The organism is Corynebacterium sanguinis, from assembly GCF_007641235.1.
GTDB classification, from domain to species: Bacteria; Actinomycetota; Actinomycetes; order Mycobacteriales; family Mycobacteriaceae; genus Corynebacterium; species Corynebacterium sanguinis.
Window position 1 is genome coordinate 622263 of sequence record NZ_CP038157.1, and the last position, 11408, is coordinate 633670.

11 protein-coding genes, 1 tRNA gene and 2 pseudogenes are annotated in these 11408 nt (G+C 62.0%); 12 read left to right on the forward strand and 2 right to left on the reverse strand.

The annotated features are described in order from the left end of the window. The first annotated feature begins 26 nt into the window (after positions 1-26). The 12 genes and pseudogenes from E3227_RS03085 to E3227_RS03140 all read left to right on the forward strand — a co-directional run bounded on the left by E3227_RS03085 (position 27) and on the right by E3227_RS03140 (position 9978). Positions 27-1508 (forward strand): multicopper oxidase family protein, encoded by a 1482-nt coding sequence (locus E3227_RS03085; RefSeq protein ID WP_144317494.1) that lies wholly within the window; start codon positions 27-29, stop codon positions 1506-1508. Positions 1509-1659: 151 nt separating this feature from the next. After that, the gene (locus E3227_RS03090; protein ID WP_144317495.1) at positions 1660-2274 is read left to right on the forward strand and encodes a TlpA family protein disulfide reductase; all 615 of its coding nucleotides are present in this window, start codon (positions 1660-1662) and stop codon (positions 2272-2274) included. Beyond that, positions 2271-3083, forward strand: coding sequence for a cytochrome c biogenesis CcdA family protein (locus E3227_RS03095; protein ID WP_144317496.1), 813 nt, complete (start codon positions 2271-2273; stop codon positions 3081-3083). The genes E3227_RS03090 and E3227_RS03095 overlap by 4 nt, the downstream gene beginning before the upstream one ends. A 55-nt stretch (positions 3084-3138) precedes the next feature. Next, positions 3139-3851 (forward strand): annotated as a pseudogene (locus E3227_RS03100) (IS6 family transposase). A gap of 333 nt (positions 3852-4184) precedes the next feature. After that, the gene (locus E3227_RS11515; RefSeq protein WP_170228597.1) at positions 4185-4322 is read left to right on the forward strand and encodes a hypothetical protein; all 138 of its coding nucleotides are present in this window, start codon (positions 4185-4187) and stop codon (positions 4320-4322) included. Between the two features lie 48 nt (positions 4323-4370). Then, on the forward strand, positions 4371-5057 hold the full coding sequence (locus E3227_RS03110; protein WP_136648821.1) for a DUF305 domain-containing protein: 687 nt from the start codon (positions 4371-4373) through the stop codon (positions 5055-5057). A 310-nt stretch (positions 5058-5367) separates the two neighbouring features. Further along, positions 5368-5541: pseudogene (locus E3227_RS11910) on the forward strand (hypothetical protein); the annotation flags it as partial. A gap of 286 nt (positions 5542-5827) precedes the next feature. Next, positions 5828-6490 carry a DDE-type integrase/transposase/recombinase gene (locus E3227_RS11680; RefSeq protein WP_144317497.1) on the forward strand — a complete coding sequence of 221 codons (663 nt, stop codon included), beginning with the start codon at positions 5828-5830 and terminating at the stop codon, positions 6488-6490. A gap of 33 nt (positions 6491-6523) precedes the next feature. Further along, positions 6524-7867 carry an IS256 family transposase gene (locus tag E3227_RS03125; RefSeq protein WP_144317347.1) on the forward strand — a complete coding sequence of 448 codons (1344 nt, stop codon included), beginning with the start codon at positions 6524-6526 and terminating at the stop codon, positions 7865-7867. Between the two features lie 25 nt (positions 7868-7892). After that, entirely contained in the window at positions 7893-8477 is a 585-nt protein-coding gene (locus E3227_RS03130; protein ID WP_170228617.1) for a Mu transposase domain-containing protein, read from the forward strand. 43 nt (positions 8478-8520) lie between these two features. Further along, positions 8521-9318, forward strand: a complete 798-nt coding sequence (istB, locus tag E3227_RS03135) for an IS21-like element helper ATPase IstB (RefSeq protein WP_144317499.1) — start codon at positions 8521-8523, stop codon at positions 9316-9318. Positions 9319-9354: 36 nt separating this feature from the next. Beyond that, positions 9355-9978, forward strand: a complete 624-nt coding sequence (locus E3227_RS03140) for a site-specific integrase (protein ID WP_144317500.1) — start codon at positions 9355-9357, stop codon at positions 9976-9978. A gap of 76 nt (positions 9979-10054) precedes the next feature. On the opposite strand, the gene E3227_RS03145 is transcribed toward E3227_RS03140, so the two are convergent. After that, a tRNA-Thr gene (locus tag E3227_RS03145) sits at positions 10055-10130 on the reverse strand. A 73-nt stretch (positions 10131-10203) separates the two neighbouring features. Next, positions 10204-11403 (reverse strand): DNA polymerase III subunit delta', encoded by a 1200-nt coding sequence (locus tag E3227_RS03150; protein WP_144317501.1) that lies wholly within the window; start codon positions 11401-11403, stop codon positions 10204-10206. Between the last annotated feature and the right edge of the window lie 5 nt (positions 11404-11408).

The window sequence follows — 11408 nt, forward strand, 5'->3', positions numbered from 1 at the left end:
AATCTTGCACCAAGGACGGTTAAATCATGACGAACGCGTTTTCCCGACGACAGTTTCTGCTCGGCGGGCTCGTCCTGGCCGGCACCGGGGCCGTGGCCGCCTGCACCAGCGACCCTGGACCCGCTGCCTCGGCACCAGGTCCCTCCCTTCGCCCCACTCCCACCCCCACTGCGCTCGGTGAGCCGACGGTGCGCCGGACACTGACCGCCCGGCCCCTCTCCCTGGATATCGGCGGCATCGAAGCCAAGACGTGGGGATACGTCTCTGACACCGGGGATGCGGCCATTGAGGCCACCGCCGGCGACGTCCTCCAGGTCGATATCACCAATGAACTGCCTGAGAGCACCTCCATCCACTGGCATGGCATCGCACTCCACAACGCAGCCGACGGTGTGCCCGGCATGACCCAGGACCCCATTGAACCTGGCGAGTCTTTCTCCTATGTTTTTGAAGTCCCCCACGGTGGCACCTACTTCTACCATTCCCACACCGGCCTGCAGCTTGATCGCGGCCTCCACGCCCCACTGATCATCCGTGACCCGCAAGACGCTGAGGACCAGGACGTCGAGTGGACCATCGTGCTCGACGACTGGGTCGATGGCATTCAGGGCACTCCCGACGATGAGCTCGACAAGCTCACCGGAATGGGTTCGGGCGACCATAACGGGAGGATGGGAATGGGAGGCCACGGCCAGATGATACACGGCACCCCGGACCGGGTACTGGGCGGGGATGTCGGCGATGTGATGTATCCGCACTACCTCATCAACGGACGTATCCCCCGTGCTCACCGGACCTTCGAGGCTCGCCCGGGCGACAAGGCCCGCCTGCGGTTTATCAACTCCGGCGGTGACACCATCTTCAAGGTGGCCCTCGGTGGTCACCGCATGACCGTCACCCACACCGACGGCTTCCCTGTCCAGCCCTGGGAGACCGAATCGATCTACCTGTCGATGGGCGAGCGTGTCGACGTCGAGGTCATCCTCGGCGACGGCATCTTCCCGCTCACGGCTTTGGCGGTGGGTAAGGACGACCGCGCCTTCGCCGTCATCCGCACCGCCGGCGGCCAGGCCCCCCGCCCCGATGTCGACTTCCCCGAGTTGTCGTCCACCGGACTGCTTCTGTCCTCCCTGAAGCCAGCAGACCGTGCACTCCTGCCCGAGGGCACACCAGACCGAGAAGTCAGCATCGACCTGGGCGGGCAGATGATGCCGTATGAATGGAGCATTCTCACCGACGGCCAATCCTCCTCCGCGACCGTGCAGGAGGGCCAGCGCCTGCGGATGGTCATGCGCAACAGGACCATGATGCCCCATCCCATGCACATCCACGGCCACACGTGGGCGCTGCCCGGCAGCGGCGGGCTACGCAAGGACACCGTCCTTCTCCGCCACGGTGAAACCATGATCGCAGACCTGATCGCTGACAACCCCGGTGAGTGGGCATTTCACTGCCATAACGCCTATCACATGGAAACCGGGATGGTCAGCTCGCTTCGCTACGAGTAACCCCCACAGCAGGGTTGAGTGCCGAGGTGGGCAGAGTCGCTGCAGACCACCCACCGGGCAAGCACGATGACCTTCCTCGGTGTTGTGGTCTTCCGGGACAACCAGAACACCGTCTTCTTCCCCACCGCCCCGGAATAAGGAGATCTAATCCATGCCGAGCACACCCCGCAGAGCCGCCATCGCGGTTGCCGCGGTGCTCACCGCCGTGACCCTTGTGGCCTGTTCCTCAGGCGACGGCGCCCGAAACGCCGTCGCCGTCGGGGGCACCTTCCAGTTCCACTCACCAGGAGGCCAAACCGAGATTATCTACGCAGAGGAGGAACGTGCCCCGCTGCCGGACTTCTCCGGCCCGTCGCTGATGGAGGAGGGTGAGGAGATCAGCCTGTCTGATTTTGAAGGCGAGGTCGTCGTCCTCAACGCTTGGGGCCAGTGGTGTGCACCGTGTCGGGCGGAAGTCGATGACCTGCAGCTTGTCCAGGAGACTCCCGACCCCCTCGGTGGCAAGGTGCTGGGCATCAACGTCCGTGACTACAACCAGACCATCGCCCAGGACTTCAAACTCGACAACGCGGTGACCTATCCCTCGATCTACGACCCGCCGTTTCGTATCGCTGCGGCCCTGGGTGGGGTGCCGACCTCCGTCATCCCGACCACCATTGTCCTGGACCGAAGCCACCGCCCGGCCGCGGTGTTCCTGAGGGAGGTCACCGCCGATGACATCCTTGATGTCGCCCTGCCGCTGGCCGAGGAGGCACCAGCATCATGACCGTTGATGTGATGGCGCAGTTGGCGATCGGCCAGCAGTTCGCCGACGCCGCGGCCACCGGGCCACTGATGATCGGCATCCTGGCTGCGGCAGCTGCAGGTCTGATCTCGTTCGCCTCCCCGTGCGTCGTACCCCTGGTACCCGGGTATATGTCGTATCTGGCCAGTGTGGTCGGCGGGGAGGTCAACTACGACGCCGAGGGGGGCACGGTGGTCACCAAACGCCAGTGGGCGGTAGCGGGTGCGGCCGGGTTGTTCGTTCTCGGCTTCACCATCGTCTTTGTGCTGGCCACCGTCACCGTCTTTGGGGCGATCAGCATGCTCACGCTCAATGCTGAGACCCTCATGCGCATCGGAGGGGTGATCACCATCGTCATGGGTCTGGCGTTCATGGGGATGGTGCCTGCCCTGCAGCGCGACACCCGGATGGCCCCGAAGAAGTGGTCCACCTGGTTGGGTGCGCCACTGCTCGGCGGGGTCTTCGCCCTGGGGTGGACGCCGTGCCTGGGGCCCACCTTGGCGGCGATCATCTCGGTGTCCGCCGGCACCGAGGGGATGACCGCTGTGCGTGGGGTGATCCTGATCATCGGTTACTGCCTGGGCCTGGGTCTGCCGTTTCTTCTCATGGCCTTCGGCTCGGCCCGGGCGATGCGCACCGTGGGGTGGCTGCGCCGCCACTCCCGCAAGATCCAGATGTTCGGTGGGGTGCTCATGGTCGCCGTGGGCATTGCCCTGGCCAGCGGGGCGTGGGCGTATTTCATCAACTGGGTACGCCAGTGGACCGTGGAATACGGCGCCACCCTCATCTAACGGTGCTGTTGCAAAGTTGGGGCAGTAGGAAGAGCGAGGTGAAATAATCACAGCCATGGGTATCTTCTCGGGTCGTCATTTCCCTCGCGAGGTCATCCTGTGGGCGGTGCGGTGGTACTGCCGCTACGGGGTGAGCTACCGAGACTTGGAGGAAATGATGACCGAGCGGGGCGTGCCGGTTGATCACACCACGATTCTCACCGCTGGGTCCAGAAATACGCCCCTGAGCTGGGCAAGCAAACACGGTGGTACCGGCAGGTACCTGATTGGCAGGCCAGTTCCTGGCGGGTGGATGAGACCTATATCCGGGTCGGCGGCAGGTGGTGCTACCTCTATCGGGCGATCACCGCCGGTGGCCAGACCCTGGACTTTTACCTCTCTCCGAAACGGAACGTGGCCGCAGCGAAGCGTTTCCTGGCCAAGGCCCTCAGATCCAATGCGTCAGCCGGGTATCCCAGAGTGATCAACACCGATAAAGCACCCTCCCTAGCCAGGGCAATCGCCGAGTTGAAGTCAGAGGGAATCTGCCCGCCAACAGTGGAACACCGGCAGGTGAAATACCTCAACAACATCCTGGAAGGCGACCATGGTCGGCTGAAGCGGATCCTCGGGCCGAAAGGCGCGTTTAAGAACCGGACATCTGCATATCGGACGTTGAAAGGGATGGAGGCGATGCACTCATTGCGGAAAGGGCAAGGCACGATGTTTGCCTACGGGCAACCGAACCCGGACGCGGTGAACGTCAACCGGGTCTTCGAGACGGCCTGAGAACGCCCACACGCAGCGGCCATCAGAGAATGAGAAACTGAGTCTTCGCTGTTCTCCCCCAACTTTGCAACAGCACCTCGGCTGGCAGATGGCCGAGCACATGCGCACCTCGCTGTCGTCGATGCGCTGGCGATGGCCCGGGACCACGGCCACCTGCGCGAAGGCGCGGTGATGCACTCAGATCGCGGGGCCCAAGGCGGATTCAAGTGGTCGTCGCAACACCTTGATCGCGGAGGTGTTCAACGATGGCCTCGGTCGGATCCCGCGGGGTCAAGTCCTGGGAAGTGGTGTTTCTGCCCTTTTCTGCTTCCCCCGGCTGCTGCTGCGGTGTTGATGTCGCTGTCGACGATTGTGGTGGCGCTTAACGCTCAGCTGCTGCGCCGGATTGATCTGGACCCGGCCCACCTGGCTCCCACCAGTCCGAAGGAGGAACACACCACGCCTACTCCGGTATCCACCGCCGTCCACTGATCCACCACTTCTCTCCACTGCCCCCATATGACCCTGAAAGGCTCCACCATGAAGCGCACCCTTGTTCTTTCCGCTCTCGCCGTGGCCTCCACCCTGGCGCTGGCCGCCTGCGGTGAGGCCACCGAGTCAGGCAACACCGACGCCACCACCTCGGCCACCAGCACTGCGACGACTACCGCTGAGACGACCGAGACCACCACGGCGACGACTGAGGCGGACGGGGAGATCTCCGCCGATCACAACGACGCGGACATCATGTTTGCCCAGATGATGATCCCCCATCACCAGCAGGCCGTGGAGATGAGTGAGATGCTCCTGGCCAAGGAGGGTATCCCCGCCCAGGTCGTGGAGTTTGCCCAGGGGGTTATTGACGCCCAGGGACCGGAGATTGACCGGATGAACGCCATGCTCGAGGCCTGGGGCCAGCAGCCGGTCACCGACTCTGGGGGCATGGGGACCATGGACGAGATGGGTGGAATGGATCACGGCGAGATGGGTGGCATGAGCGGGATGATGAGCCAGGAGGACATGACAGCCCTTGAGGAAGCCCAGGGCACCGAGGCTGCCCGCCTCTACCTGGAGCAGATGACCGCCCACCACGAAGGTGCGGTCGACATGGCCCGTGACGAGGTTGCTGACGGCCAGAATCCCCATGCAATCACCCTGGCCGAACAAATTATCAACGACCAGGAGGCCGAGATCGCCCAGATGCAGCAGATGCTCACTGACCTATGACAGGCCCCCGTCTTTTTCTGATCCCGAGGACAGGAATCTGAAAAAGAGGGATAACCGTGACGATTGCCACCTGCTGCGGGCGATGGGTCGTTGTCACCGCAGCGGGTGCACCGGGGTGGATGTTTCTTCTCCCTCTGGTCGCACCACTGAGGAAAGGGGAAAGCTCCTGTGTCCAGACGCGACTATCCCCATTATGGGGACACCATCAAAGTAACGGGCGAGTACACACAAAATACACACCGCTCTGAGCGCTAACCGTTTCTCATTGGCGGTATTGCTTCTCTGATCTGGTCTTTTACTGTCGTCCTTGGTGGCGTTGTTGCTAGCCAACGCCAGGAAGGGTTCACTCCGGAATGAGTACATCGATGCAAGGCAAGGTCGGACGACTGTTCTCGAGATCTACGAGGAGTGGGAGCCCACGACGAGTGTCAGCGACAAGACCCGGTACACCCGAAAATCGACTTGGAAGAATCACCTGCTTGACAAGTGGGGAGACCGTCCAGTGTCGACGATCAAAGACGTGGAGGTACAGGCTTGGGTGGCGGAGGAGTTCCGTTCGGGAACAAGTCGGGCAGTACTCCAGCAGGCTTTGGCCCTGTTCCGCCTCCTTCTTGGATACGCGGTCAAGACGGGACGGACTATGTCTAACGCTGCCTCTGGTGCCAAACTCCCGCCCAAGCAGCCGTCAGACCGCTGCTTTTGTCAGCGCTCTTTGAAAAGTAGCCCAAAACGCTCCTCGAAAAGTAGCCCACCCGGAAAAGATTGGATGGGTGATTTCATTGGAGGAATGGGCGCAGATCCGATACCTGCGTGGGCAGGGTCTGTCATTGAGGAAGATCGCGGCCGAAGTGGGCTGTGCGAAGAAGACGGTGGAGAAGGCTTTGGCTTCAGATTCGCCGCCTTGTTACAAGCCACGGGATGCCAAAGGCACGAGTTTCGATCCGTTTGAACCGCAGGTCAGGGAACTTCTCGCGGAAACACCGCAGCTCAATGCCAAGGTGTTGGCTCAGCGAGTGGGCTGGACAGGCTCGGATTCATGGTTTCGCAAACACGTTGCCAGGATCCGGCCTGAGTATATGCCCGCCGACCCAGTCGATACCCTTACTCACGCCCCGGGGCGTGAGATCCAATGTGATCTCACTTTTGCACCGGGTGGACTACCTGATGCTGATGGGGTCTACCGCGCGTTGCCGGTGTTGGTGATGGCAGCCTCGCATTCTCGTTTCGCTGCGGCGTGTGTGCTTCCCTCGCGCACGACTGATGACTTGATCGCCGGGATGTGGCAGTTGATAACACGTGATTTCCAAGCGGTACCAGATCGGCTCGTGTGGGATCACGAGTCCGGGATTGGCAAGGCGAAGCTGTGCGAGCCTGTTGCCGCATTCGGCGGGGCGCTGGGCTGCAGAAGAGGGTGTCAGATGGTTTGTGTGTGAGGGATTCCCCTCACACCAAGGAGATGAACCAGAATGACTACCGTGGCACGACGAAACCCAGAGGACTCCGCAAAGATCAAAGCGATCGAGGAAAAGCTCCTCGCCAATCCTGAGATGGCGAAGCTGATCGACGAGCTCGGCACCTCCACCACGGATGCCAACGATCTCGTCCGGGGCCTGCTCCAGGCCTCGATCAACCGGGGCCTCAACGCCGAGATGGATGCCCACCTCGGCTACCAGCACGGCGACCGGAACAGCAAGGAAGCCGCTGGTCAGAACAATTCCCGTAACGGTTCCTACCCCAAGCGGGTCGATTCGAACTACGGACCGGTCGATGTCGCTGTTCCCCGGGACCGTGACGGATCCTTCCTGCCGACAATGGTGCCCAAAGGATCCCGCCGGCTGACCGACGTCGACGACATGATCATCAGTCTCTATGCCGGTGGCATGACCGTCCGAGACATCCAGCACCACATGGCCACCGCCATGGGCGTGGACATCTCCCATGAAACAATCTCCGCGATCACCGATGCGGTCCTCGAGGAGGTCATGATCTGGCAGAACCGCCAACTTGATGAGTTCTACCCCGTGGTCTTCCTCGATGCGTTACGGATCAAAGTCCGTGACGGGGGCCGGGTGGTCAACAAATCCGCGTACCTGGCTATCGGGGTGGACATGGAGGGGATCAAACACATCCTGGGTATCTGGCTGGCTAAAGAGGAAGGAGCCTCGTTCTGGGCGCAGGTGTGTGCCAACCTCGCTACCCGCGGAGTGCACGATGTGTTCATCGTGTGCTGTGACGGGCTCAAGGGTCTGCCGGAGGCTGTGGAAGCCACCTGGCCGGATTCGATGGTCCAGACCTGTGTCGTCCACCTGATCAGGGCAGCAAACCGGTGGGTGGCCTATGGAGATCGTAAGGCGGTGTCCGCCGAGTTGAAGAAGATCTACACCGCCCCCACCGAGCAAACCGCTCTGGCGGCGTTGACGGAGTTCGAGGCCTCCGAGCTGGGGGAAAAGTATCCGCAGTCAGTCAAGGTGTGGCGCGATGCGTGGGACCGGTTCATCCCGTTCCTTGAGTTCCCACCGATGGCTAGGAAGGTGATCTACACCACGAACTCGATTGAGTCGATGAACAACGAGCTGCGTAAAGCCACCCGGAATCGGGTGCAGTTCACCAACGATGAGTCTGCGATCAAAACCGTGTGGTTGATGATCTGCAACATTGAGGACAAACGGGCCGCCAAGCGTGCTAAGCAGGGCAAACGGGTCGCGGCGACCAGCGGCCGGCTGATCGAGGGCAGGCGGGTGACGAACTGGAAGCAGGCCATCAACCAGATGTCTGTGGCTTACCCTGACCGCTTCGAGCCCTACCTCTAATAATCACGCCCCACACACAAACAACTTGACACGCTCCTGCAGAATCGTTCAGACCCCACCGCGGGACCCGGAATCTAAAGGCATCGTCGAGCGCACCAACGGGTACATGAAGCGTTCCTTCTTCCCCGGGCGCCGGTTCAGCGACCCGGTGGATGTGCAAGCCCAACTTGATGAGTGGTTCACCACAATCGCCAACGCACGCGTTCACACCACGTTGAAGGCCACACCGGCGGACTTGTTCGCAGCTGATCAGCGAGCGATGCGCCCCTTGCCACCGTATCCACCGGTGTTCGGTGTCAGGCCCGCGGTGCGCCTACCGCGTAACTACTACGTCACCGTTGACACCAACCAGTACAGCGTGGATCCGACATTCATTGACCGACTAGTCACTGTGCGCAGCACGCTTGATGAAATCGCCGTGACCGGGCCACACGGTGAACCCGCCGCGGTGCACCCACGCCACTGGGGCCAGCACAAGGTCATCACCGACCCCGCCCACGCCCAAACTGCCCGCGCCATGCGCCGCGACCTAGCTACGGCGGGCGAGAGATTCCAGCCAGATACCGCTGCTGACATCGCTGACCTATCCATCTACGACCACATCGCCTAACACGGCCTCAACGCCCCACAAACTTCAAGGAGAGCTCTTTCCTATGACCCGCACCAGCGCCCACGACACCGCGGCGGCAATTAGTCACCTCGCACGGGAGTTGAAAGCCCCACGCATCGACAACGTCTACTCAACCATCGCCAATCAAGCACGTAGCCAATCCTGGACATTCGAGGAGTACCTCGCCGCCGTGCTATCCGTCGAAGCGGCCGCCCGCGCGGAATCCGGAGCATCATTACGCGTCAAACGCGCCGGCTTTCCGGCCGTGAAAACCATCGCCGACTTCGACTTCACCGCACAACCCAGTATTGACCGCACTGAAATCGCACGCCTTGAAACCGGGGCCTGGGTCGCCACAGCTGAAAACGTCGTCCTGCTCGGCCCACCCGGAACCGGCAAAACCCACCTCGCCACCGCACTTGGCATCACAGCAGCGCAGCAAGGCTATCGCGTCCTCTTCGACACCGCCGCCGGGTGGATAAACACCCTCACCGAAGCCCACAACACCGGCAAACTCGAAACGCTGCTGAAACGATTAAACCGCTACCACCTGCTCATCATCGACGAACTCGGCTACATTCCCGTCGAAGCTGACGCGGCGAACCTGTTTTTCCAACTCGTCTCCAGACGCTACGAACACGGCTCCATCATCGTGACCTCAAACCTAGCGTTTTCCCAATGGGCGCAATGCTTCGGCGACATCACAGTAGCCACCGCCATGGTCGACCGCATCGTCCACCACGCCAAAATCTTTCAACACCGAGGAGTAAGCCACCGCATCAAAGGACGCGAAATACCCGCACCAACAACCCCCTCACCAACCCCACATCAGGCACAATAACAACGACCACACTGGGCTACATTTCAAAGAGCGCCAGTGGGCTACATTTCGAAGAGCGCTCACAGCTTTCTAAATGTTCAGCAGGTCAAAGCCTTGGCGCAGGCGGCCGGAGAGCACTATTCGCTATTCATCCAGGTCCTGTCGACGACGGGCATCCGCTTCGGTGAGGCTACCGCCCTACGGGTCTCAGACGTCGACCTGAATGGTTCTCGGATACGCATCCAGAGAGCCTTCACGAGCGTCGGGGGCCGACTAATCGAGAAGTCCCCGAAATCCCATGCTTCCCGCACAGTACTTATCCCGGCCTTCCTTAGAGACGATATTGAACACTCAATGAGGCACAAGGATCCTACCGACCTGGTGTTCACTACCGCCGAGGGGTATCCCATACGCAACGAGAACTTCCGAAGAAGAGTCTTCCTTGGTGCAGTAAAGGAAGCCGGCGAAATTCTCGGTACTCCGCTCCCCCCAGTCACCGTCCATGACCTGAGGCACACTGCGGCGTCCCTTGCCATCTCTTCTGGGGCAAATATCAAAGTGATCCAGAGGATGCTTGGCCATGCTTCCGCCGACATGACGCTGGATGTGTACGGCCATCTCTACGAGTCAGACCTTGATTCGGTAGCCCAGAGGATGAATCAGCAGTTTAAGAGCGCATAGTGTACCCAGAGTGTACTCACCAAAAAGTCAGCCCCACCTTCCGGTAGTGCAATGTGGGGCTGACCTGCTTCTTCATTGGAGCCACCTGCGAGAATCGAACTCGCGACCTTCTCATTACGAGTGAGATGCTCTACCGACTGAGCTAAGGTGGCCGGGCGATTGCATGGAGCAGTCGCACCGGTACAACAGCTTAACCCAGGTCGCCCTTCCCAGAAAACCCGCAGGTCACTTCACGTTGCAGGCCTGGCGAATGCGGCCGATCATGCCGTTGAACGCAATCACCGGAGTGACGTTCTGGTCTAGGCTCTGCCGGCACCGCGCGATGGCATCCTGGCAGGCGACGAGGCCCTCCACACTCACCCGTTCCGCGATTTCATGGGACAGCCCCTCGAAGTCGGGGTGGGTCAGCCCGACCCGCGCGCCGCTGGCCAGGACGAGCGCGTCGCGGTAGATGCCGGCCAGGTCCACCAGTGCGAGATCGAGGACGTCGCGGGTGCGCCGCGTGCCGCGCGCTTTCTGCTGCGTCTCCAGCTGCTTGACGCTTGAGGCGCCCCCCCGCAGCGCTTTCGCCGCGCCTTTGCCTTTCGCGCCCATGCCGAGGGCGCGTTCTAAAGCGGCGCGTTCCTCGCTGTCGGCCTCCGCGTGCGCGGCGACGGCCTCCTTATCGGCGGCGGCGACCAGTGCGCCCACGGCCTTGAACGCGGCATCGCCGTGGAAGACCAGCTCCGCCAGGTTGATCACCTGCGCGCGGTGGGTCTGCGCGCCGGACTCGCGCACGAGCCGGCGAGCCCGGCCGATGTGGCGCAGCGAGGCCGCGGCAGCCAGGCGCGCGACCTCCTCGCTCGCCCCCTCCTCCTGGGTCAGCAACCGCACGATTTCACTTTCCGACGGCGCCGGGACGTAAAGGTGGCGGCAGCGCGAGCGCAGCGTAGTGGAAAAGTCCTCGGGGTCGGTCGATGGCGCCGACAAGATGATCACGGTCGACGCGGGGGGTTCCTCGACGGTTTTGAGGAATGCGTCGGCTGCGGCCGTCGAGAAGCGATCTGCCTCGTCGATGATGATGACGCGCCACGCGCCGACCGTCGGCAAGCGCGATGCCTGGTTGACGATCCCGCGCACCGTTTCCACGGAAATCACTAGCTCCTTGGGCACGATGTGCACGACATCGGTGTGGGCACCGGCGAATACGGCGCGGCAGTTGTCGCAGCGGCCGCAGCCGACCACATCGGGGTCCGTGCACACCAGCGCGGCGGCGAAGGCGACAGCCGTGGTGGAGCGGCCCGCGCCGGGAGGACCCGTGAACAGCCAGGCGTGCGACATGGCGTAGCTCTCCCCCGCGCCGCGCGCCGCCTCGGCCGCGCGCAGGATCGTCTCGCGCACCCGGGGAATGTCCGCGAGGCGCTCGCTCACGCTTGCCCTAGTCACGACTG

Excerpts from the sequence above, each read along its gene's own strand:
- E3227_RS03095 (WP_144317496.1), top strand. The coding sequence starts at position 2,271 with ATGACCGTTGATGTGATGGCGCAGTTGGCGATCGGCCAGCAGTTCGCC.
- E3227_RS03110 (WP_136648821.1), top strand. The coding sequence starts at position 4,371 with ATGAAGCGCACCCTTGTTCTTTCCGCTCTCGCCGTGGCCTCCACCCTG.
- E3227_RS11515 (WP_170228597.1), top strand. The coding sequence starts at position 4,185 with ATGTCGCTGTCGACGATTGTGGTGGCGCTTAACGCTCAGCTGCTGCGC.
- E3227_RS03085 (WP_144317494.1), top strand. The coding sequence starts at position 27 with ATGACGAACGCGTTTTCCCGACGACAGTTTCTGCTCGGCGGGCTCGTC.
- E3227_RS03090 (WP_144317495.1), top strand. The coding sequence starts at position 1,660 with ATGCCGAGCACACCCCGCAGAGCCGCCATCGCGGTTGCCGCGGTGCTC.
- istB (WP_144317499.1), top strand. The coding sequence starts at position 8,521 with ATGACCCGCACCAGCGCCCACGACACCGCGGCGGCAATTAGTCACCTC.
- E3227_RS03125 (WP_144317347.1), top strand. The coding sequence starts at position 6,524 with ATGACTACCGTGGCACGACGAAACCCAGAGGACTCCGCAAAGATCAAA.